Source organism: Klebsiella sp. GG_Kp173, from assembly GCF_040062415.1.
In the GTDB taxonomy this organism is placed as follows: Bacteria; Pseudomonadota; Gammaproteobacteria; order Enterobacterales; family Enterobacteriaceae; genus Klebsiella; species Klebsiella quasipneumoniae.
Window position 1 is genome coordinate 1 of record NZ_JBEAFZ010000023.1, and the last position, 22,257, is coordinate 22,257.

24 protein-coding genes and 1 riboswitch are annotated in these 22,257 nt (G+C 54.1%); of the genes, 17 read left to right on the forward strand and 7 right to left on the reverse strand.

What is annotated here, in order from left to right; genetic code table 11:
* Positions 1 to 49: 49 nt before the first annotated feature.
* Complete coding sequence (locus ABLU50_RS12655) at positions 50 to 316, reverse strand: hypothetical protein (protein ID WP_348864762.1); 267 nt, start codon at positions 314 to 316, stop codon at positions 50 to 52.
* A 580-nt stretch (positions 317 to 896) separates the two neighbouring features.
* Between ABLU50_RS12655 and ABLU50_RS12660 the strand changes: the two genes are divergently transcribed.
* The 3 genes from ABLU50_RS12660 to ABLU50_RS12670 all read left to right on the forward strand — a co-directional run bounded on the left by ABLU50_RS12660 (position 897) and on the right by ABLU50_RS12670 (position 2,823).
* A complete protein-coding gene (locus ABLU50_RS12660; protein ID WP_239729678.1) occupies positions 897 to 1,343 on the forward strand; it encodes a hypothetical protein in 447 nt (148 codons plus the stop codon).
* Positions 1,344 to 1,411: 68 nt separating this feature from the next.
* A complete protein-coding gene (locus ABLU50_RS12665) occupies positions 1,412 to 1,726 on the forward strand; it encodes a hypothetical protein (RefSeq protein WP_116362699.1) in 315 nt (104 codons plus the stop codon).
* Between the two features lie 545 nt (positions 1,727 to 2,271).
* On the forward strand, positions 2,272 to 2,823 hold the full coding sequence (locus ABLU50_RS12670) for a recombinase family protein (protein WP_116362701.1): 552 nt from the start codon (positions 2,272 to 2,274) through the stop codon (positions 2,821 to 2,823).
* 437 nt (positions 2,824 to 3,260) lie between these two features.
* On the opposite strand, the gene ABLU50_RS12675 is transcribed toward ABLU50_RS12670, so the two are convergent.
* Positions 3,261 to 3,632 carry a hypothetical protein gene (locus ABLU50_RS12675; protein WP_070596175.1) on the reverse strand — a complete coding sequence of 124 codons (372 nt, stop codon included), beginning with the start codon at positions 3,630 to 3,632 and terminating at the stop codon, positions 3,261 to 3,263.
* 1,009 nt (positions 3,633 to 4,641) lie between these two features.
* Between ABLU50_RS12675 and ABLU50_RS12680 the strand changes: the two genes are divergently transcribed.
* The 7 genes from ABLU50_RS12680 to ABLU50_RS12710 all read left to right on the forward strand — a co-directional run bounded on the left by ABLU50_RS12680 (position 4,642) and on the right by ABLU50_RS12710 (position 9,381).
* The gene (locus ABLU50_RS12680) at positions 4,642 to 5,073 is read left to right on the forward strand and encodes a hypothetical protein (protein ID WP_070596174.1); all 432 of its coding nucleotides are present in this window, start codon (positions 4,642 to 4,644) and stop codon (positions 5,071 to 5,073) included.
* 129 nt (positions 5,074 to 5,202) lie between these two features.
* The gene (locus ABLU50_RS12685) at positions 5,203 to 5,379 is read left to right on the forward strand and encodes a hypothetical protein (protein WP_165454598.1); all 177 of its coding nucleotides are present in this window, start codon (positions 5,203 to 5,205) and stop codon (positions 5,377 to 5,379) included.
* Complete coding sequence (locus ABLU50_RS12690; RefSeq protein WP_116362703.1) at positions 5,357 to 6,067, forward strand: HTH domain-containing protein; 711 nt, start codon at positions 5,357 to 5,359, stop codon at positions 6,065 to 6,067. The genes ABLU50_RS12685 and ABLU50_RS12690 overlap by 23 nt, the downstream gene beginning before the upstream one ends.
* Positions 6,068 to 6,671: 604 nt before the next feature.
* Positions 6,672 to 6,986 (forward strand): hypothetical protein, encoded by a 315-nt coding sequence (locus ABLU50_RS12695; RefSeq protein WP_017900996.1) that lies wholly within the window; start codon positions 6,672 to 6,674, stop codon positions 6,984 to 6,986.
* A 680-nt stretch (positions 6,987 to 7,666) separates the two neighbouring features.
* Complete coding sequence (locus ABLU50_RS12700) at positions 7,667 to 8,011, forward strand: hypothetical protein (protein ID WP_116362707.1); 345 nt, start codon at positions 7,667 to 7,669, stop codon at positions 8,009 to 8,011.
* An 18-nt stretch (positions 8,012 to 8,029) separates the two neighbouring features.
* Positions 8,030 to 9,046 (forward strand): major capsid protein, encoded by a 1,017-nt coding sequence (locus ABLU50_RS12705; RefSeq protein ID WP_116362709.1) that lies wholly within the window; start codon positions 8,030 to 8,032, stop codon positions 9,044 to 9,046.
* 122 nt (positions 9,047 to 9,168) lie between these two features.
* Positions 9,169 to 9,381 carry a hypothetical protein gene (locus ABLU50_RS12710; protein ID WP_048988640.1) on the forward strand — a complete coding sequence of 71 codons (213 nt, stop codon included), beginning with the start codon at positions 9,169 to 9,171 and terminating at the stop codon, positions 9,379 to 9,381.
* 26 nt (positions 9,382 to 9,407) lie between these two features.
* On the opposite strand, the gene ABLU50_RS12715 is transcribed toward ABLU50_RS12710, so the two are convergent.
* Positions 9,408 to 9,656, reverse strand: coding sequence for a hypothetical protein (locus ABLU50_RS12715; protein WP_116362711.1), 249 nt, complete (start codon positions 9,654 to 9,656; stop codon positions 9,408 to 9,410).
* Positions 9,657 to 9,890: 234 nt separating this feature from the next.
* Between ABLU50_RS12715 and ABLU50_RS12720 the strand changes: the two genes are divergently transcribed.
* From ABLU50_RS12720 to fbaB, 4 genes are all read left to right on the forward strand, one after another.
* On the forward strand, positions 9,891 to 10,067 hold the full coding sequence (locus tag ABLU50_RS12720) for a DUF3606 domain-containing protein (protein ID WP_071579603.1): 177 nt from the start codon (positions 9,891 to 9,893) through the stop codon (positions 10,065 to 10,067).
* 194 nt (positions 10,068 to 10,261) lie between these two features.
* Positions 10,262 to 10,359: riboswitch (TPP riboswitch) on the forward strand.
* A 34-nt stretch (positions 10,360 to 10,393) separates the two neighbouring features.
* Positions 10,394 to 11,167 carry a hydroxyethylthiazole kinase gene (thiM, locus tag ABLU50_RS12725; RefSeq protein ID WP_087832094.1) on the forward strand — a complete coding sequence of 258 codons (774 nt, stop codon included), beginning with the start codon at positions 10,394 to 10,396 and terminating at the stop codon, positions 11,165 to 11,167.
* The gene (thiD, locus tag ABLU50_RS12730; RefSeq protein ID WP_009307429.1) at positions 11,164 to 11,964 is read left to right on the forward strand and encodes a bifunctional hydroxymethylpyrimidine kinase/phosphomethylpyrimidine kinase; all 801 of its coding nucleotides are present in this window, start codon (positions 11,164 to 11,166) and stop codon (positions 11,962 to 11,964) included. The genes thiM and thiD overlap by 4 nt, the downstream gene beginning before the upstream one ends.
* Positions 11,965 to 12,111: 147 nt before the next feature.
* A complete protein-coding gene (gene fbaB, locus ABLU50_RS12735) occupies positions 12,112 to 13,164 on the forward strand; it encodes a class I fructose-bisphosphate aldolase (RefSeq protein ID WP_004201578.1) in 1,053 nt (350 codons plus the stop codon).
* Between the two features lie 60 nt (positions 13,165 to 13,224).
* Here fbaB and ABLU50_RS12740 read toward each other — a convergent pair whose 3' ends face one another.
* The 3 genes from ABLU50_RS12740 to ABLU50_RS12750 all read right to left on the reverse strand — a co-directional run bounded on the left by ABLU50_RS12740 (position 13,225) and on the right by ABLU50_RS12750 (position 16,973).
* On the reverse strand, positions 13,225 to 14,508 hold the full coding sequence (locus ABLU50_RS12740) for an RbtT/DalT/CsbX family MFS transporter (RefSeq protein ID WP_004201577.1): 1,284 nt from the start codon (positions 14,506 to 14,508) through the stop codon (positions 13,225 to 13,227).
* Between the two features lie 80 nt (positions 14,509 to 14,588).
* The gene (locus ABLU50_RS12745; protein WP_087832095.1) at positions 14,589 to 16,196 is read right to left on the reverse strand and encodes an FGGY-family carbohydrate kinase; all 1,608 of its coding nucleotides are present in this window, start codon (positions 16,194 to 16,196) and stop codon (positions 14,589 to 14,591) included.
* Between the two features lie 27 nt (positions 16,197 to 16,223).
* Complete coding sequence (locus tag ABLU50_RS12750) at positions 16,224 to 16,973, reverse strand: SDR family oxidoreductase (protein WP_023318720.1); 750 nt, start codon at positions 16,971 to 16,973, stop codon at positions 16,224 to 16,226.
* A 256-nt stretch (positions 16,974 to 17,229) separates the two neighbouring features.
* Between ABLU50_RS12750 and ABLU50_RS12755 the strand changes: the two genes are divergently transcribed.
* Positions 17,230 to 18,231, forward strand: a complete 1,002-nt coding sequence (locus ABLU50_RS12755; RefSeq protein WP_023318719.1) for a LacI family DNA-binding transcriptional regulator — start codon at positions 17,230 to 17,232, stop codon at positions 18,229 to 18,231.
* Between the two features lie 21 nt (positions 18,232 to 18,252).
* Here the strand turns inward: ABLU50_RS12755 and ABLU50_RS12760 are convergent, their stop codons facing one another.
* Complete coding sequence (locus tag ABLU50_RS12760) at positions 18,253 to 19,194, reverse strand: sugar-binding domain-containing protein (RefSeq protein WP_004201572.1); 942 nt, start codon at positions 19,192 to 19,194, stop codon at positions 18,253 to 18,255.
* A gap of 206 nt (positions 19,195 to 19,400) precedes the next feature.
* Here ABLU50_RS12760 and dalD point away from each other — a divergent pair, with 206 nt between their 5' ends.
* Together dalD and xylB are read left to right on the forward strand one after the other, a co-directional pair.
* Complete coding sequence (gene dalD / locus ABLU50_RS12765; RefSeq protein ID WP_087832096.1) at positions 19,401 to 20,768, forward strand: D-arabinitol 4-dehydrogenase; 1,368 nt, start codon at positions 19,401 to 19,403, stop codon at positions 20,766 to 20,768.
* Positions 20,769 to 20,777: 9 nt separating this feature from the next.
* Positions 20,778 to 22,241 carry a xylulokinase gene (gene xylB / locus ABLU50_RS12770; RefSeq protein ID WP_087832097.1) on the forward strand — a complete coding sequence of 488 codons (1,464 nt, stop codon included), beginning with the start codon at positions 20,778 to 20,780 and terminating at the stop codon, positions 22,239 to 22,241.
* The last annotated feature ends 16 nt before the right edge of the window (positions 22,242 to 22,257 follow it).

Here is a 22,257-nt window from a genome sequence, read left to right on the forward strand (position 1 = left end):
AATCAGCGAGTCAGCTTGGGAAGAAATGACCTGCTTATTCGCACCTTCCCTAAATAACCTGAAGATAAGAATCATTCACACCGTTACGATACCCTTCAGCAAAAGAAGCCTGTGGGCTTTTATGACGCACAGTCCCTGCCTGACTATCAGGAAGAGCCGCCAAATCAACCCAAGGTTGACCTGTACGAGCTAGACCAGCGCGATACCCCTGATCATAGGCACAACCACAACATTTGTGGCGACCATCACCACCTTGATCATGAGGTAAGCTGATGAAAATAGAGTTATAACGGTGTGCTTGTTTGCAAATTGGCATGTATTTGTCCTTTATCAACATTAACTTCAGGGTTTACATGACCAACCAAGCCAGGCACAATCAAGTCGTCAAAAATGATGATGAGGCTAACAATCGTTATGAGTCTGCAAACTCATGGCGGTCATGCTTCAGAGACCGGGTTTGTGAAAATGGACCCGGTTTTTTTATGCCTGCAATTTAGGCAAGGGTACTACATGTAGTGGCATGATCATGACTACCTACTACATAAGCAATATTTTATTAAGGAATCTTTTGAGTACAAGGGTTGATTTTGACGTTAAATTGAGGTTGCGGAAGGGTAATAATCCGCAAGCCCACGTCGTATAAGGCCTGGAGAAGATTTCAACAAGATTGAAAAAAATATGTAAATTTGATCGAATGCTGATTTCTTCATCGGTTGTACTAACTAAGCGGCTTCATGCCGCGCAATCACCATAAGCTGAGGGGCTGACCTCAGTCCTGTTTTGTGGAGGTATGCAACATATAGTTAACAATTGGCTCGCATTATCTGTGAGGAACCTAGATCACCATCTGATAGGTCTGGTTCACTTCGTCCTGGGTAATATCAAGATACGTCATAGTGACTGCTGGGCTGCTGTGGTTCAGCATCTTACTGATCGTCTCGATTGGTGTTCCTGCCTCCCCCAATGATGCGCCTACAGCGCTTTTATGGTGTCCCATCACGGCGCTAAATGGCTGCTATTATTTAAAATCTGGCTTTCGAAAGAATTTGATTGATAATATGAATGGTACATTCCATATACTAATCAAAAAGCTTTCAACTGGGGGAGTCATGGGAAGAGTAATGCAAGAGATGAAGAAAAGTGACGGAAAGATTATCTCTATTTATGAAAGAGATGCAGGGTGGAGCGTAGTTATGTCGTATGCCTCAGAATGTCTCGCCAGCCAAAATTTCGGGAGTTATGCCGAGGCTGAGTCATACGCAAGAACACTGTCTGGGATGCCTGCCAATGAGGATTTACCTTGGGAACATCTCGTTACATCCACCTCAACTGAGCTTAAGTAAAGAATCTATCATAATGGACCAGTGGTATTACTGCCGTCGACAATAAAAAATAGGGGTAGGTTAGAAACATGAGTGATTTAAAGGATTTTTATCAAATTCAAGATGCTGATGGAAACCCACTATATGGACATTTAAGAAATGATGGAGGGGTATGGTGGTATGAGTTGAATCCTCTTGCAGGGCCTGCTCAAGAATTAACCGCTAAAGGTAATTTTACATTAAAAGGCAATCGAACATATCAAAGCGCATGGATTACTCCCAACCTTCCAGACCATGCGATTGTTGATTGGGAAAAACTGACTGTTAGGACATCTAATGGGGACATGTTTAATTTAGTCTATATCGCACCTCTTGATGACGAGAATCGTTTGATAATCAAATAGGCGAAAATGGCAATGTCTGCTTAGTTTTTCTTCGAAACAGAATGGCGGTAGAGATCGACTCTCGCATCACAAAGTGTTACCACTAAAGTAATGTGGGTTTTGTTTTGATTCGCTTCAGAAGTGTATATAATTGCGCTCCTGTGATTGCTGAAACCTTGATGAAGTGTAGGTTTCGGCGTGTGGCTCACGCCACATCCTGAAACCCACCTGTCCCCCCACGAGAAAAATGTAAGCAAGCACCCCTCTTCTGATGTTCTGCCCGAAAAATATCTGTTTCACATCATCTGCGGTGTCTAACGGACAGATATACCGTCAACTATCTTTACGGATCTTTACGAAATATCGATGGGGTCGTCTGACTGGTCCCCGGTGTCCTGGCTCATTAGTCTGACTGCATAACCTTTACTATGCAGTCTTAAAAGGACTTCCTTTTAAGACGATTTTACTTAACGGAAGAATGCGCCCTGATGATGTCTTAAAAGTTTGATTTTAAGTTTTGAGACAGTTATCTTAATGAGACTTACTTTTGAGACAGGGAAATTCCCATGACATCAATCATCGGATATGTGCGTGTGTCTACCAACGAGCAGACAGTAGAGAACCAGAAGCAACAAATTGCTGATGCAGGTTACCAGGTTAGCAAGTGGTACTGCGATGAAGCCACAAGCGGTAGTGTGAAGGCGGCAGAGCGTAAAGGGTTCGGTGACCTTCTGGCTTACATTCGTGAAGGTGATACTTTAATTGTGGTTGGTATAGACCGCTTGGGCCGTAACACTATCGACGTATTATCCACGGTTGAGACTTTACGGGCTAAAGGTGTGAAGGTTATCAGTTTGCGTGAAGGCTTCGACCTCTCAACACCAGTGGGTAAATTGATGTTAACCATGATGGCTGGACTGGCTTCACTGGAAAAGGATTTGATCGCAGAGCGTAGAACCGCTGGCATTAAACGTGCTCAGTCTGAGGGGGTTCACTGCGGTAGACCTAACAAAGTGACGCCAGAACAGGTTCAAGAGCTTATTAGCTGCGGTTTATCACCAAAGGATATTCAAAAGGAGTTGGGTATCAGCAAGGCTACTTTCTATCGTCTGAAATGATTTAACTTTACGCCCCTTGTCTCTCTGACCTCGCCACTTAGCGGGGTTTTTTATTGCCTGAAATCCACACCAGCGCGAGCACCACCACCAATCCCTCCTACGTTTCACCAGAAGCCCGTAGCGGCGTTATATCTACACAACTGTGAACTGACTGACCGATAATCCACGACCTCCCACAGCGTTATGCAGGCGGCTCAAAGAGTCCAGAAGCGACTGGATTTTATTGATTTTGAGAAGAAAATTTATTTTTCGGTTTTGGAAAGGGGACGGTAAACAGGTTTAACACCCGACTGGTTGACAGATTTAACGAAGCCACGTCAGTGCTGGATGCGTTGTGTACATCTCGATATAACGATCACCACATCCCACAGGCGAGCCAGTGACAACAGACAGGATTTTCTATCAATTAACCGCAATTAAAAGGTATTTAAACTCAATTATTTCCCGCCGAAAATCCAACCGATGATGGCACCGATGAGCGCTGTCCGGGTTTCACCTGCTGCACCTTTCAGAATGTTGATCACGGTATCGCCTGCGCCTGGCGCTTGCTGTTGAAGCAACTTTAAGCCTATTGGAGTTAACTTGGCGGCGTAGTCCATGTCGGTTGATGAGATTATATCAATGTAACCCATATCGCTGAGAGCCTGGAGTGTGTTGCAAAGCAGGTCAATCTGAGTTCTGTCTCCTCTGGGCTTCCAGCCGAAGTCTGAAAATTCGAAAGAAGAGTAAGCCGGATAGTCCGCAAACAGTTTCACCAGGATTCCAGTTGCCATCTCGTTAAAGCTGTCCTTGCCTTGGACGAATTCCATAATGTTTCCTTTTGTTCACTGATTGAACGAGGTTACTCAGTTACGGCAGGAAGTACCAGCGGGAAAGTTTATGGTAGACCATTAGTAAAGGTGCTTAACCAACCATGTCGAGAAAGCTGGCTGATCGCCTGGATTACTGGGAAGGCTGTTTCGTGGTGGGGACAGTATAATGTACCTACTATGTAAATAAGTGGTGAGGACAATATAGTGTCTCAGGTGGTAGGGACGGCATGGTGTCCTCGGTGGTAGGGACAATATAGTGTCTCGGTGGTAGGGACGGCATGGTGTCTCCCTAATACATCTTTAATACATCTAAAATAAAAAATCTCTTTAATAAATCTGTAAAACTCAAAGGGCAAAGGCAGGGTTAAACTTGCGTTTAACTTGTCGGGGTTGTGGTTGTTATCCGCTTCGCGGGATATCGTATACAGGCTCCGCCACTTTAGATATCTGTGGGTAAGAAGCCCATTATCGATGACGTAAACAGCAACGCCATCTCATGACCTCCTAACCCTCGTGAGCACATCACCCAGCAAGCTGGCCTCTGTGACTCGGGTAACCCGACAGGCTACTCCAACAGCGTTAAACGCTGCTCTGTGTGGGTATGCGAACTTGTTCGCCATATGTGGATCGAGCACGGCGCAGAGGACTGCTTTGCATCTGTCCGGTTCACTCCGGGGCGGCGCTTTCCTGAGCCTTATAAGGCCCGTTAGAGTAAAAGCTACCGTAATCCTGATTCCGTATCCGGCGGGGAATCAAGGTGCGCGTGCGTCCTCTATATCGCGCTCTAAGAGCGGGTTTTCTCGGTAGGTAACGTCGTACTGCTTCGCTTACAGTGCTAAAGTTGAAGTTACTAGCGTGTTTCATTAAGAAAATAGTTGACATTTTAATTGAGAGTAAAACAACTTGACAAACACTCTCTAAAATGTTAAAGTAGTAACATGAAATCGAATGAGCGATTAAAGAATGCCAGCGGTGCTGGTGATACCCATATGAAGAAGGAGATTAAATGGCTAAGAAACAAGTGCTGGATTTTACCAGCGTGGACGCATCCACAATCGTAGACTGCATCATGAACAATGTGATCACCGTTCAGGCACTGCATTCATTCCGTAACCGCTGCCCAGGTGGTGCCGCAGGTGCTGACAAACTATATCCACATACCAAAGAGGCAATCCGCCTTCTGAAACAACGTAAGAAAATGGCAAAGGATTTCCAGATCCTTAAGGATATGCTCAAGCCGTATAACGCTGAACTGGCGAAAGGGCGGAATGTGCTGGACATAATTCAACCGATAATCACAGCGTGGCGCTTGTACTATGCCGATAAAGGTCTGGGGCTCATGGATAGTCAAATCCTGCTACTCCTTGCCATCCAGTCTGGTGATGAGTACGAAGAGATAACAGGAAAGGCTATCCCCGACCTGACCACAGCCGAATAACCCCGCCCCCTTCACCTACTGGCGCAAAGTCGTCAAAACGAAATCGCCGCAAACACGGCCCTTTACCCCTGATCGCCACGATGATCGCAGGGGAGAATTTCCACATCTGACGGACAGGAGACAGGATGCATGAACATTTCATTCCCGGATGAAACCTATCGCACATTGCTGAAAGAGGCGAACCGCCGCGACATGCCAATGGCGAAATTATGCAGTGAATTGCTGCAAACAGCAGCAAAAATTATTGAAAAGAATAAAACAGATAACCAGCGAGGATATAACAATGACCGAGACATTAGAAACTAATACCGAGCAGACAGTATCTGGCAAGTTTGCCATGCTCCCAAACGAGATCCTTGGAATCTTGGGTAAAAACATTCTTACTCCATCTGGGAGGGTTGAGAAAATAGATGGTGATGATCTTGTATGGTGGATGTTCTTCTTCACTTTTCTTTACCAGAAGAAACCGTGTTACCAAACTAGAAAAACGATTTCAGATCGCTTCGAGTGCAGTGAGAAGACTGTCACGCGCCGAACAGCCAGACTGGAGAGTCTCGGATTATTGGACATCCAGAAACGTAAAGGGACAAGCAGTATATTCACAGCAGCATCGGTAGAGGAGTTCCTAGCGAAGAAAACAAATAAGAAAGTCACACCGAAAGAGGAGAGCAACGGTGAAGATGAACAACAACCTGTTACTGATGCCCCTGAGACTTCTGCGGCTGCTGCTGGAAAACCAGACGGCGTACCTGTTGTGGGTGCTCCTGTCGATGATGCTCTACCCATTGATGATAATACACCCCTGAGTGGGCCAGACGGGAAAAATGTTGTTGAGTTCTCCCGTAGTGGTAGACCCAAGCTCAGTTTTAAATTTGTCTCACCAGATGATGACGACCAAGAGGAAACCTATCAGGGATATGGAGGGGATATTGAGCAAGAGACTTATTCTGAACCAACCCAAGCCGATTTTGATGCTGCCTTAGAAAACCTTTAAAGGAGGAAAATTGTGTGAGCAAGCAACTGGCGATAGCCAGACTACTAACAGCCTGAAGGCTGACCCAGAAAAAAAAATTCCCGACCTAACTCGTCTTTTCAAAAATCGTCGTAGAGACGACTCAATTGTTAAAACCGCACAGAAATTATTGGTAATGGGTATGACTTGCGGCAAAGTCGCATTGCTCCTCCGACTTGATCCTGAGTTTGTGGCAGAGTTGGCGGAGACGTGGAACCCTAGGTTTAGACGAATTACATATACAAATCAATATGTAACTAGATTAACTGTCCGCCAATATTTTGAGTCCGGTAGTATGCTGGCAACGATATGCCGAGATTTGCAGATGCCGCTTTTTACCGTCATATCGCACCTTCACTCTGAGGGCGTGACGGATCAGCAGATTACGAGCCGTATGCCTGACCGTACAGACCCTCTATACATTGCATACCGTAAAACCGTAAAACACCACGCGAACAGAAAGCACAAACCCATCCAGTTGCACTAAAAATATTGAATTTACAAGACATTTTCCCCTACCTGCCGTTATCGGTAGCTGTTTTCCTATGGCTACGTAACGGCCTGAACCTCTACAGGAAATATAAAAATGACACTGAACAGCATTCGAAATGCTCTGTGCGCCGCGATGCATGGCATGACACCGGAGGAATACGAACTTCAAAAGGCACGGGATAATCTGAAGGGCGTCACCGATAACTTTCTGGATCAACATCCTGAATATCTCCGAGGGAGATTTGCCGAAGGCAACCCCCCTACCGAGTTAGAAGTGCTCAAGTCCGTCCCGGTTAATGCCGGAACGTTTACACCTCACATTATAGATGAGGGCGCTCTCGAACGTGCTCGCGTTAAATGCCGCGAGGTTGTAGCCTCAGACCCAGACCGCTATTCACATATTATCTAACCAGCACGTAGCGGTGCTGGTTAGATATAACCTTTTATTTTGAATCACAAATAAACCAAGATGTCAATTAAATTGATGGCGAATTTAACGGTTTAATGATAAAATAATAAAAAGATGTGATTAATAGATTCGAAAGAGTCTGCGTACTGCTGCCAATTGTTACGTGTCACCTCTCAGGCAGCTGGTCTCCGAAACGCTTTGCACGAGCCTCTTTGCACCAGCCAGCCGCTTATTCGTTCAGCCGGACAACAAACCCCGACTGAAACAAAATAATACTGCCGTGGTATCACCTCGACGGGATTAGCCAAAGCCCTGCCTCCTCGCAGGCCGTCATCGCCAGACGAAAATTGGCACGAGCGCGGCGCGTTTGGGACTCCTTGCCCATCAATTGGCGTTAGCCGTGCTCCCTTCTTCTTAATCTCTCCATCAGAAAAATAATAAACGCTGTTTATTTCTCTACCACCGGGGCAGGGGCTCCTGCTTCCGGGTGTTTTTTCTGCGTGGAACACGAAGCGAAAAAGGTCGCCCCTGGGCGGCCTCTTTTACACCTGTACCAAATCCCGGCAAATCTGCCGAATAACGATAACTGCCTGTATATCAGGCTATTTAACAAGGCCGCTTGGCGGTGAACCTACGGTTCATCACTTTGTGACCGAATAACTGTATGGAGATACAAAAACATGGCATTCGAATACGAAAGCAAAACCCCACAGGATGTATTGGTTTATACCGATAGTCCGATCTTTCATAAGCGCACCGTGATCCTCGATCTGGCTGCTAACGTGACTTGTGGTGATGTGATTAACCCGACCACAGGCGCGGCATATGTTGCAGCCGATGCTGATAACTGTGCTGTAGCTCTGCAAAACCAAATTGCAGGTGATGCCCGTAGCCTGGTTATCAGTGATACCCAATGCGTTTTCAACCCGGCGGGTCTGGTTGTAGCGGCTGCTGCAAAAGATGCTGCTTACGCCGCCCTTGTTAAGCAAGGCAACCGCATTGCTGACGCAAACACCGCTATCTAATCAAGGAGAGATAACAATATGAAATTAAGTGATTTTACAAACCTTTCTGGGCAATTCGTCAAGCCGAGTGGCGAGGGGTACCTCCTGTCCAGCCTGGGGATCTTTACCAGCCGTCCGAGTGATACACAAATCATCGCACTCGATACTTTGGAAGATGTGCAGCGTGAAGTGACTAAATCAGTTGCCCGTTATGGTTCTGAAATGAGCGCTATCAACTTCCCTAAAGCGGCTAACGTGACCGTCCAGGCTCCACTCCATGTCTATAGTTCGACCATCACCAGCCAGGATTGGCAGGGGAAACGTCAGCCGGGAACAAATCGCCAGATGACCGCTGAAGATGTAGTTGCTAATCATACCCTGAAGCACTACCTGCAAACCCGCCGCGATGTTGAATATGCAATGGCACAGAGTCTTCTTCACAATACTGTAGAGGCGACACACCTACGTGAAGGCCCTGACCTGAACTGGCAAACCTTCTGGGGCATTAGCCAGCCAACAACAACCGTGAAGACTGGCACCAGTGCCAACGTCATTACTGAGATGCAGAACGCTGTCACGCTGCTGAAGAAAAATCTGGGTGGCTGGTCTTCCAGCATTAAGCAGGTTTATCTGCTGGCTTCACCTTCGTTATTCGCCGCTATTCAGGCGAACCCAACCGCATATCAGGCAGCATTATTCCAAGCCACGTCCCGTGACATCATTTTCCCTGACAATTTGGGGGCATATGACCGATACAACATCGGGCGCGTAACAGTGGTGCAGGTTGACGATCCGCTATACGGCATTGCAGACGGTGAAGGCTACATGCTGGCGACGTTCTCCAACATCGTAGAGGGCGACCTGTCTCCGTACATGACTTACCAGACTCCGGCGAGCCGTCATGCTGAAGTTGCTAATGGTCCGGTTTATCCGTCTTACCATTACGTTCTGCGTGATAAGTTCATGAACTATGAGGTGGTCAGTGAGTTATCACAGATTCAGATCCCAATGCGTCCGGACTTCGTTCTGAAGGTCACTATGGATGACGCAGCGTAAGCAATTGGCTTAACGGTATTGGGGGCGCATTGTCCCCACCGTGGCGAGGCTAACGGTGCGAAGCACTCTCGCTATTGCGAGACACCTTCGGTGCTGGAGGCAAAGAAGAGGAGATTCACAAAATGAAATTAGCTTTGATCGGTACTGGCAACATGCCGCTTATGCAGTGGATTCTAGATGGCAAGGGCGATGATGCGATCATCAACATGTCAGCGCTGGCGCGTCGTCTTGGCTGTAGCAGATCGAGCCTATTGGATCGGATTCAAACCTACGGATTTGATAGTGCCGTGAAGTTTTACCTGAACCTAAAAAGAAGTAAGACGTTACAAGTATAAAAGCCGGGAAATCCCGGCTTTTTTCATTAACGTTTTTTGTTCGATTGAGAAACAACTGAACCAGCTAGCGTTTTGGTGATATCACTTGAGCGCGGATTTTTTAATGCCGCTGATGCTTTGGCTTCCATATCTGCACCAGTCTGGTTTTTTGTCCCGGCTTGGGACAGTACAGAACCTGCTAAACTTTTCTGAATCGCCGAGGGGTTTGGATTGTTAAGGGTCTCTGCTGCCAGATGAGATACATCTTTAGACGACTGTTTACTATTAGCTACCATTTAAACACCTATTCACAGTATGGATGGTTGCATATATTGTATTTTCATTATGTATGACCACAATATATAGTGATAATGATAGTTCCGAAGCGGTAGAGTACGCAAGCTCGGCAAATGTTTTTTACTGGTTTTATGACCAGTGTCAATTGTTTAATAACTGACCGTTTACTAAGCGGCGGAGGAGTCATATAAGTAGTGTGCAGGCATAAGCTTGTAATACTCAGGACAAACCAAATGGCAGATAACTTACAGCGTCGGCAGCCAGAAGATAAACGTTTCATCAGCTTGAGTGAATCTTGGGAAGTGGCATATTGGACCCAAGCGTTGGGTGTTACTGAATCTCAGCTTAGGGCTGCTGTTAGAGCTGTTGGTAATGGCACCGCTAAGGTAAGAGCACATCTAGGTAAATAGGTTTGTGAAGGCACCTTCAATTGTGCTGTTGAGGCTGGGGAAACCCGGCCTTTTTTGTGTCTGGTGCTGTGAGCCACAACTTGGGACACAAGCTGGCACACAGAGCATTTTTTAGGGTTGAGTCTTTGGCTTCCCGCTGGCATGATCCAGAACAGGGATTAACGGGACGTTAATCGCAACTTTTTGATTTTGTACCAAATGACTCGGGGTGCCCTTCTTCGTTGAAGGCTGAGAAATACCCGTACCACCTGATCTGGATAATGCCAGCGTAGGGAAGTCAGAGACCGCAGGGTCATTGCTTCTACCTCGTCTGGCGGGAGCAAACCATGCCTGAGCTGCTGAATCCCGCGCCTGTCGCGCACCTGCGCCATCTGCTGCGCGCCCATTCCCCCCTTGTGCACTGCATGACCAATGACGTGGTGCAGACCTTTACCGCCAATGTTCTGCTGGCCGTCGGCGCCTCGCCGGCGATGGTGATCGATCCCCGCGAAGCGGCGCAGTTCGCCGCTATCGCTGATGCTCTGTTAATCAACGTCGGCACCCTGACCGCAGACCGCGCCGTGGCCATGCGCGCCGCAGTGGAGCAGGCCCGCCAGGCCGGCAAGCCCTGGACGCTGGATCCGGTAGCGGTCGGCGCCCTGACCGAGCGCACGGCCTTTTGTCACGAGCTGCTGGCCCTGCAGCCGGCAGCCATCCGCGGCAATGCCTCTGAAATTCTTGCGCTGGCCGGGATGAGCGGCGGCGGGCGCGGGGTGGATACCACCGATACGGCCGCCGCAGCGCTGCCGGCGGCCCAGGCGCTGGCTCGTCAGTTGACCACCGTAGTGGCGGTCACCGGCGAGGTGGATTACGTCACCGACGGCGAGCGGGTGCTCAGCGTGGCGGGCGGCAGCGCGCTGATGACCCGGGTGGTGGGCACCGGCTGCGCGCTGTCGGCGGTGGTGGCGGCGAGCGCGGCGCTGCCGGGCGACCGGCTGGAAAACGTGGCCGCCGCCTGCGGGCTAATGAAGCAGGCCGGGGAAATCGCCGCCCGTCACGGCGGACCCGGGAGCTTTGTTCCGGCGTTTCTCGACGCGCTGTATCAGGAGGTGCGCGCATGAAACGCATCAATGCCCTGACCATCGCCGGCACCGATCCCAGCGGCGGGGCCGGTATCCAGGCCGATCTGAAAACCTTCTCCGCGCTGGGGGCCTATGGCTGCTCGGCGATCACCGCCCTGGTGGCGCAGAATACCCGCGGCGTGCAGTCGGTCTATCGTATTGAACCGGACTTTGTGGCGGCGCAGCTCGATTCGGTATTCAGCGATGTGCGCATCGATACCACCAAAATCGGCATGCTGGCGGAGACCGATATTGTGGAAGCCGTGGCCGAGCGGCTGGCGCGCTACCGGGTGGCCAATGTGGTGCTGGATACCGTCATGCTGGCGAAAAGCGGCGATCCGCTGCTGTCGGCCTCGGCGGTGGAGACCCTGCGTCAACGATTGTTGCCGCAGGTGTCGCTGATCACTCCAAACCTGCCGGAAGCGGCCGCCCTGCTTGACGCCCCCCATGCGCGCAACGAGCGCGAAATGCTGGAGCAGGGGCGGGCGCTGCTGGCGCTGGGCTGCGGCGCAGTATTAATGAAAGGCGGCCATCTCGACGATGCCGAAAGCCCGGACTGGCTCTTCACCCGCGAAGGGGAACAGCGATTTACCGCGCCGCGAGTGCAGACCAAAAACACCCACGGCACCGGCTGCACACTCTCCGCCGCGCTGGCGGCGCTGCGCCCGCGTCACGCCGACTGGGCGGCCACCGTTACCGAGGCCAAGGCCTGGCTGTCGGCGGCCCTGGCCCAGGCCGACTCCCTGGAGGTGGGCCACGGCATCGGACCGGTACACCATTTCCACGCCTGGTGGTAAATGGCAGCGTAACGGGACAGCAGAATCTCCTGAAAAAATGCCCTCCCGGCTGGAAAATAGGCTAAGTCGGTACCAGGCTTAACCTGCCCAAAATAATTGGGTTGGGATAATGCATGCCGGCTCCGGCCGGCCTTACGGGAGATTGCTATGACTGATATTACGCAGTTGCTGGGCAAAGATGCCGAGAGCCTTTTGCAGCACCGTTGTATAACCATTCCGGCCGACCAGCTGTATCTGCCTGGCGCAGATTATGTTGATCGGGTGATGGTGGATAACAACCGGCCACCGGCGGTGCTACGCAATATGCAAACCCTGTACAACACTGGACGTCTGGGGGGGACCGGCTACCTTTCCATTCTGCCGGTCGACCAGGGCGTGGAGCACTCGGCGGGGGCTTCCTTCGCCGCCAACCCGCTGTACTTCGATCCGAAAAATATCGTCGAGCTGGCGATCGAAGCCGGCTGTAACTGCGTGGCGTCGACCTACGGCGTGCTGGCCTCGGTGTCGCGCCGTTACGCGCATCGCATTCCTTTCCTGGTGAAGCTCAACCATAACGAAACGCTGAGCTACCCCACCGAGTACGACCAGACCCTCTACGCCAGCGTTGAGCAGGCGTTCAATATGGGGGCGGTGGCCGTGGGCGCGACGATCTATTTCGGCTCGGAACAATCGCGTCGTCAGATAGAAGAGATTTCCGCTGCCTTTGAGCGGGCGCATGAGCTGGGCCTGGTCACCGTGCTGTGGGCCTATCTGCGCAATTCGGCTTTCAAGAAAGACGGTGTCGACTATCATGTTTCCGCTGACCTGACCGGTCAGGCCAACCACCTGGCGGCCACCATCGGCGCCGATATCGTTAAGCAGAAAATGGCGGAGAATAACGGCGGCTACAAAGCGGTTAACTTCGGCTATACCGACGACCGGGTGTACAGCAAACTGACCAGCGATAACCCTATCGATCTGGTGCGCTACCAGCTGGCCAACTGCTATATGGGCCGCGCCGGGCTGATTAACTCCGGCGGCGCGGCGGGCGGGGAGACCGACCTTGCCGACGCGGTGCGCACGGCGGTGATCAATAAACGCGCCGGCGGCATGGGGCTGATCCTTGGCCGTAAAGCGTTTAAGAAATCGATGGCCGACGGCGTGAAGCTGATCAATGCCGTGCAGGATGTCTACCTCGACGGCAAAGTCACCATCGCCTAAGGCGAAAATCCGGGCGTCACCGCCCGGATTGCTCGTTGTTCCTACCCGATGTCGGGTTTATTAAGACTCCGCCGCGTTGGCGGTAAACGGTTTTGCACTCTGAGCACTGGTAAAGCCAGGCTGTTCAACGCGGATTAACGGGCACAGGAAGAAGGCCAGAATATATAAGGCGGTATAGGCAATCACCACCCCGATGGTGCTGAAATAGGGCAGCAGCACCACGGCGATCGCCGGCGCCAGAAAGTTCGACAGCCCGGCTGACAGGTTATAGACCGAAATCGCCGCGCCTTTATGGTTCGGCTCCAGCGCCGGGAACACCGCCGCCATCGGCACGAATGCGGCGACGAAAATACCCAGGGCAATAGCCGGCACCAGCGCCATCGCAAAGCTGTGGCCAAAGTGCTGAGGGATGTAGTAAAACGCCAGGCTGGAGAACGCCATCCCGATGCAGCCGAACCAGCGAATCACCTTCATCCAGCCCATTTTCTCCGCCACGATCCCCCAGAAAACGTTCGAAAAGATAGTGGTGAAGAAGAAGGCCGCCCACACCTGGAGCCACTCCGAGGTGGTAAAGCCCAGCTCATCAACGAACATCATCGGCATAATCACCGCAAAACCAAACAGCGACAGGGTGTTAATAATGCGCACAATGCTCGAGAACAGGATGCTGCGGTTGGTATAGAGCAGCGTCGCGGCGCGCCCCAGTTCGGCGAGTTTTTCGCGAGTGGTCAGGTTCTGCATATGGCGCGGCGTTTCGGTATGACGCATCGACACCAGCGCAATGATGCCGCCGGTGGCGCAAAAGACCAGCGCCAGCCACAGGGTGCCCATTTCGCCAATGTGGGGAATGGTGAAGCTCGGAATATAGCTGCCGAACACGCCGATGCCCACGGAGTAGACCGCCCAGAACCAGCCCAGCGCAGAGCTGGAACTGTCGCTGCGAACGTTGTGGATAATGGCGACGATAAATGAGTAGAGGAACAGCGGGTAGGCCAGGCCGCGGATGCCATAAAACAGCAGGATCAGCGCATAGTTGGCGCGACCGAGGCCGAAGACGAGGAACAGTACATGGAATACGCACCACAGTACGAAACCGATCATCATGGCCTTGCGTGGGGTGATGATCTCCGCTACCACGCCGGAGACCCACGCCGACAGGGCGGCGGCCAGACCGTATAGCGTAAAGGCAAAGGAAGCCTGCGCCGGGGTGAATCCGAGTGCTTTGATGTAGTGCGACAGAAAAGCCAGCTCAAAGCCGTCGCCGGTCATAAACACGGCGATGGCGACATATCCCCAGATGAGGTTGAGCGGTAGACCGTACCACTGTTTGTTATTAACGGACATGTTGACCTCGATTTCAGAGTGCAGATGAGTGTCTCCGCTGCACAGCAGCGGAGCATTATTGTTATTAAAAAAGAGGGATGTTATTCGCGAATCAGCCTGCCGGCCTGTTGTAGCGCCTTATAGGCCTCATACCTGCGCTGATGTAGCGAGCTAAACGCAGTCTCGCTGTGATAGGTGGCATCCACCTGAGTAAATTGCTTCATGGCCTCCGGCAGTGAAGCCGCGATTCCGCCCGCGACGGCGCCGAGGATGGCGGAGCCTAACAGCACCGGCTCGCTGCAGGCGGTGCTCACGACGCTAACGCCGCAGGCGTCGGCCAGCAGCTGCCGCACCAGCGGATGCTGTCCGGCCCCGCCGCTGATGACGATATTTTCACTCTCAATTCCGCAGGCGCGCTGGGCGTCGAGGATCTGTCGCAGGCCATAGCCAATCCCGCATAACCCGGCAACGTACAGCGCGGTCAGGTTATCCAGGTCCCGCTCCATCCCCAGCCCGGCAATCAGCGCTTTCGCGTGGGGGTCGGCAAGCGGCGCGCGGTTACCGAGAAACTCGGGCACCACGTGTAGACCGGCGGCCAGCTTGACCGCCTCAGAAGGTGAGGCAGCCTGCGCCAGTACGCGATCTGCCAGCCAGACCGGCAGAGGGACGCCCGCGGATTGCGCCTGCTCGCGAGCCGCCGCCGCCGCCGGATGGAAGCTCAGCAGCTGGTCGATTGCTGCGCCGGCGGCGCTTTGTCCGCCTTCAATCAGCCAGTAGCCCGGGACCATCGCCGAATAGTAGGGGCCCCAGACGCCAGGGACGAACACCGCTTCCTCAGTGGTGGTCATGGTGCAGGAAGAAGTGCCGAAGACGTAGGCCATATTGTTGACCGCGCCGTTAAGCACCCCAACGGTGCCGATGCCGCCCGCGTGGGCGTCAATCATCCCCACCGCCACCGGCGTGCCGATCGGCAGGCCCATCTCTTCTGCCGCCGTGGCGCAAAGACCGTCGCCGCAGGGGGTTCCAGGGTCGACAATCCGCTGGCCGATGCGGACAAAATCTTCATCCGCCAGCTCGTCGAGGCCAATCTGGCGGAAGTAGCCGGCATCCCAGCGTTGTTCATGCGCCAGGTAGGTCCATTTACAGGTCACAGTGCAGACCGAGCGGGCGTCATCGCCGGTTGAGCGCCAGGTAAGGTAATCGGCGAGGTCGAAGAAGTGGCGCGCCTGCTGATAGATGTGCGGGCGATTCTCCTTCAGCCACAGAATTTTCGGCGTTTCCATCTCCGGCGAGATTTTGCCGCCAACGTACTGCAGTACCGGGTGGCCCGTCGCGTTGATCTTTTCCGCCTGCGCGGTGGCGCGATGATCCATCCAGACAATAATATTGCGGTCCGGATCGTCCGAAGGCCCGACCGCCAGCGGCGCGTCGTTATCGCCAATCACCACCAGCGAACAGGTGGCATCGAAGCCGATCCCGGCAATCGACGACGGCGGGAGGCCGGCGCTGGCCACCGCGGTTTTAATGCAGTAGCACACCGCCTGCCAGATTTCACGGCTCGACTGCTCAACCCTATTCCCGGCGCTGCGAAACAGGGTAATTTCCCGGGTCGCGTGGGCGAGAAGCTCGCCCCGCAGATTGAAGACCCCGGCGCGCACGCTGCCCGAACCGACATCCACACCAATAATGTTTTGCGTATCGTTTTGCATCACATCCTCTCACAGGCTGGTTACGGGTCAGAGATCCACGCTGTTCGGCAGGATCACAATGTCGCGTACGGTGACGTTTTTCGAACGCGTCACCATAAACAGCACTGACTCTGCCACTTCAATCGGCTGCATCAGACTGCCGTTGGCCAGCGCTTCATCCATTTTGGCTTTTGGCCAGTCGTCCAGCAGCGCGGTCACTACCGGGCCCGGTAGTACGGCGCCGACGCGCACGCCATACTGCGCCACCTGACGACGAGTGGTGTGGACAAACGCCTGCACAGCGAATTTCGACGCGGTATAGACAGGCTCCCAGATCACCGGCACCACGCCCGCGATGGAGCTGGTGAAAATAATATCCCCGGATTGTTGCGCGATCAGATGCGGCAGGACGCTGCGCACGCAGCGGAAGGCGGCGTTGATGTTGAGGTGCAGCACGCGGTCCCAGACGTCCGGGTCGCCCTCGGCCACCGGCCCGCCGATATAGGCGCCGGCGTTGGCGTGGAAGATATCAAGACGACCGGTAAGCTGCAAAATGCCCTGCAGAAGATTATCGACCTGGTCCGCCTGCATCAGATCCACCTGCAGAGCGAAGGCGTTTTCGCCAAGTTCGGCGACCAGTTTGTTGAGCTTTTCGCCTTCGCGATCGATTAGCACTACTTTTGCGCCAGCCCCCAGCAGGGTCTTCGCGCACTCGAGGCCGATACCGGACGCCGCGCCAGTGATCGCGGCGACTTTACCGCTGAGGGAAGTATTCATAGAGGAGACAGAGTGGTTCATTTTATAATCCTTTGCCGTGTCTGGTTAAAACTATCGAACCCGAGGGCATCGCGTTCGAGGTTATGGACAAAAAACCTGGTAACATATTGAATATCAGCATCATTATTCAGGCTTGCTGGCATGTTAAGGCAGTATGCGCGCGTACTTCCTGGCGTGAAATGGATGCTCAATCGATGAAGCTATGTTGCGCTCGCTTCATCGATTGAGCAAGTGGGGAAATTAACAGCGACATGATTTTGTGACGCAAGTTGGAAAAATGAAGAAGATAACGATTTACGACCTGGCGGAGCTTTCCGGCGTTTCGGCGAGCGCGGTGAGCGCTATCCTCAACGGTAACTGGAAAAAGCGCCGCATCAGCGCAAAGCTTGCCGAGAAGGTGACCCGGATTGCTGAGGAGCAGGGCTATGCGATTAACCGTCAGGCCAGCATGCTGCGCAGTAAAAAATCACACGTCATTGGCATGATTATCCCCAAATACGATAACCGCTACTTCGGTTCCGTCGCTGAACGCTTTGAGGAGATGGCCCGCGAGCGTGGCCTGCTGCCGATTATCACCTGTACGCGCCGAAGCCCGGAGCTGGAGCTCGAAGCGGTAAAAGCGATGCTCTCCTGGCAGGTTGACTGGGTGATCGCGACCGGGGCGACCAATCCGGATAAAATTTCCGCGCTCTGCCAGCAGGCGGGCGTGCCTACGGTCAATCTCGACCTGCCGGGGTCTCTCTCTCCGTCGGTGATTTCGGATAACTACGGCGGTGCGAAAGCGCTGACCCACAAGATCCTCGCTAACAGCGCCCGCCGTCGGGGATCGCTGGCGCCGCTGACCTTCATCGGCGGGCGCAGCAGCGACCATAACACCAGCGAGCGTTTACGCGGTTTCCACGATGCGCATCACGAGCAGGGGCTGAGCGTGCCGCAGGCGAATATTCTGGCTCCCGGCTATTCGAAAGGTCACGTTGAGGACTGCCTGCAGGAGCGGTTTGGCAGCGCGAAGACGCTATTGCAGGGGATATTTGTTAACTCGACGATATCCCTTGAAGGGGTTGTGCGCTGGCTGTCGCAGGTGGGGCTGACCGGCAGCGAGCAGCCGCCGATGGGCTGCTTCGACTGGGATCCGTTTGTCTATCTGCTGGGGCACGATATCGACATGGTGCAGCAGGACGTGCCGGCGATGCTGGACGCTGTTTTTTCGATTATTGACGCCGGCGAAGCCAGCCAGCAGCGGATTGAAATTCCGCCGCGACTGATGAGCAGCAGTTGAGTCGCGGTTTGCTGTTTGCCGTTAGCGCGTCAGCAGCCAGCGAGCGGTATGTTCATCGGTCACCAGGCCGTTGATCCAGCCGCCTTTAAGGGCGGCCAGGATCGCCGGTCGTTTGTATTCTCCACAGGCCGCGGCAATCCGCGGGCAGTGGTTCTGGCGGATATCATAGCTGGTGATCATGCGGTTGATCTCGCTGTCGACCACCTCGCCTTCTGCATCAATAAACCGCCCGAGGATCTCCCCGATGCCGCCGCGGGCGGTCAGCTCATCCATCTGCGCCTGATTGATAAATCCGTCTTTAAAGATCGGGCTTTGCGTGCCCAGCGGACCAATACCGACAAAAATCACGTCCGCCTCCCGGGCGACGCCAGAGACGCTGCGGAATAAGCGATTGGTGCACCACATCTCATACTCATCCGCGGTCTGGGCGTAGCGCGGCGCCGGCCACTGATAGTACTTGGCTTTTATTTTGCTCGTCAGCAGCAGGGGCACGTCATCGTAATAGTTGCACTGCCCGTCGGCGTCCATGGCGCTGATCAGCGCCACGCAGCGGGTATTCAGGCTGTCGAAATCGATGCGCTGCAGCGCTTTTTTCAGGGTCAGGCCCGAGCCCAGACCGATGATTTTCTCTTTATCATCCTGCAGGTAGCGAGCCATCAGCTGATAGCAGCCAAACGATACGCTGTCGAGGGTGCTTTCTTCGCTAAAGGCGGGGACCACATTGCACTCAAGAAGCCGATACTTTTCCTGCAACAACTGCGCATAATCGAGGCAGTTGGCCACTGGATGGTGCAGATTAATCGACACAATCCCTTCTTCTTTCGCGGCGGCGATCAGCCGTTGCACCACCGGTCTGGAGGTGCCCAGCTGGCTGGCAATCTCGCTCTGATTCTGGCCGGCGATGTAGTACATCCATGCGGCACGCACCTTCTGATCCAACCGGATATCGTCTTCTTTACTCATGGTTTCCCGCCCTAAGTTGCTGGCCTGGGCACGCAATTGGCCCGGCGAATAACCGCATTCTCGCCGTGGTTGGCATAACTGGCAAGCTTTTGCTCTCGACTGGTCATTTGTAATTTAATTGGGTAATTGTTCTTTTGTGATCTGTGGCTCTTATTTTGGTCAAATGATCAATTACAGTGGCGCCATCAACTCAAGGAGAGCAGAACATGAACAATCAATTCACATGGCTTCACATTGGTCTGGGTTCTTTTCATCGCGCGCATCAGGCGTGGTATCTGCATCGTCTGATCGCTTCCGGGGATAAGCGCTGGCGCATCGCGGCGGGCAATATTCGCAACGACGCCGAGCAGGTGTTGCAGGCGCTGGCGGCGCAGGGAGGACGTTACGTGCTGGAGACCGTCAGCCCGGAAGGGGAGCGCGAATACGAGGAAATCACCGCTATTCAGAAACTGCTGCCTTGGCAGGCCGGGCTGCAGCCGCTGATTAACGAAGGGGCCAACCCGCAGACCAAAGTTATTGCCTTTACCGTGACGGAAGGGGGGTACTACCTGAATACCCGCCATCAGCTGGAAACCAGCAACCCCGATCTGCAAGCCGACCTGAAAGGCGAATGCAAAACCATTTACGGCACCCTCGCACGAATTCTGGAAAAGCGCATGGCGGACAACGCCGGGCCGCTGACTCTGCTCAATTGCGATAACGTGCGGCATAACGGTGAGCGCTTCCACGACGGGATGGTGGAGTTCCTGCAGCTTACCGGCAAACAGGCGGTGATTGACTGGATGGCCGCGAATACCACCTGTCCGAATACCATGGTGGACCGCATCACCCCGCGTCCGGCGGCCGATCTGCCGGCCCGTATCAAAGCGCAAACCGGCATTGACGATAAGGCGCCGGTGATGGGCGAGACCTTTATCCAGTGGGTGGTGGAGAACAACTTCCGCGATGCCCGCCCAAATCTGGAAGCGGTCGGCGTGGAGATGGTCGAGTCGGTTATCCCCTATGAAGAGGCGAAAATCCGCATCCTGAACGCATCGCACAGCTGCATTGCCTGGGCGGGGACCTTAAGCGGCCAGCAGTATATTCACGAAAGTACGCTCACCGATGCTATCTACGCCATTGCCGACCGCTACGTCACGGAGGATGTCATTCCTTGCCTCGGCGATAACGGTATTGATCTGCCGACCTACCGCGATGTGGTGCTCAAGCGCTTTACCAACCCGCATATCCAGGACACCAACCAGCGCGTTGCCGCCGATGGCTTCTCAAAGATTCCGGCGATGATCGCGCCAACCTTGCAGGAGTGCTATCAGCGCGGCGTCCGTCCGGAAGCGACCGCCATGCTGCCGGCGCTGTTCTTCGTCTTTATGGAGCAGTGGCATAAGGGAACCCTGCCGTATCAGTACCAGGACGGCATCCTGGATGAGCAGGCGGTGCATGAGATGTATGAGGCTCAGGATCCGGTGGCTGTCTTCGCCCGTGATAAAGCCCTGTTTGGTGACCTGGCCGACAACGCGGATTTCCTGGCGCTAATGCGCGAGAAAATCGCCGCTGTTTACACGCTGATTAAATAAGAGGTGGCTATGTATCTGGGTATCGATCTTGGCACATCGGAAGTCAAAGCGCTGGTCATTGATGAGAACAATCAGGTTATCGCCAGCCATAGCGCGCCGCTGAGCATTCAGCGGCCTCATCCGCACTGGTCAGAACAATCGCCGGAGCTATGGTGGGAGGCGACGGAGTACCTGATGGCCACCCTACGGGAAAAATGCGCTCAGCACTGGTCGGCCGTCAAGGCGATTGGCCTCTCCGGACAGATGCACGGCGCGGTGCTGCTGGATGAAAAGGGGGAGACGATTCGTCCGGCCATTCTGTGGAACGACACCCGCTGCGCCGCAGAGTGCGCGGAGCTGGAGGAGATGGCGCCGGAGCTGCATCAGGTGGCGGGCAACCTGGCGATGCCGGGCTTTACCGCGCCGAAGCTGCTGTGGGTGCGTCGTCACGAGCCGCAAAACTTTCAGCGCACCGCCACGGTGCTGCTGCCGAAGGATTATCTGCGCTACCGGATGACCGGGAAGAAAGTCTCCGATATGTCGGACGCCGCCGGAACGCTGTGGCTGGACGTGGCGAAGCGCGACTGGTCCGATGCGCTGCTGGACAAGTGCGGCCTGTCGCGCAGCCAGATGCCGACGCTGGTGGAAGGCTGTGAGGTTTCCGCCACCCTTGACCCGCAGGTGGCTGCGCGCTGGGGGCTGAACGCCTCGGTGGTGGTGGCCGGGGGCGGCGGCGATAACGCGGTCAGCGCCATTGGCGTCGGCGCGGTCTCGCCGGGGGACGCGTTTATTTCGCTCGGTACCTCCGGGGTGCTGTTTGTGGTGACCGACGCCTATCGTCCGGCGCCACAGTCGGCGGTCCATGCGTTTTGTCACGTTCTGCCGAACCTGTGGCATCAGATGAGCGTGATGCTTAGCGCCGCCAGCTGTTTGCAGTGGTTCTGCCGCCTCACCGGTACCACGGAGGTGGCGCTGCTGGCGGAGATTGCCGAGCTAAGCGAGGAGGATAAAGCCAACGCGCCGTTCTTCCTGCCTTATCTCTCCGGGGAACGAACCCCGCATAACGATCCTGACGCCCGCGGCATCTTCTGGGGCATGACCCACTCCAGCCTGCGTGCCCAGCTCGGCTACGCGGTGCTGGAAGGGGTGAGCTTTGGCATCAACGACGGCCTGCAGGCATTGAAAGAGAGCGGGACGCCGATCGCGCAGTGCTCGCTGGTGGGCGGGGGCGCCCGCAGTCCGTTCTGGGCCCAGCTGCTGGCCGATATTCTCGCTATGCCGGTGGTGACCCACAAAGGCGGAGAGACCGGCGGCGCACTGGGCGCGGCGCGGCTGGCCTGCCTGGCGGCGGGCAAACCGATTGCCGCGGTGTGTGAAAAACCGGAAGTCTGGCAGACCTGGCGTGCGGATCCTGTTCGCCACCACACCCTGATGCAACGCTACGCGCAGTTTAAGGCCCTGTATTTAAACGATCTGCACTATCGACAGCACTGATTTTCATCACCACAGC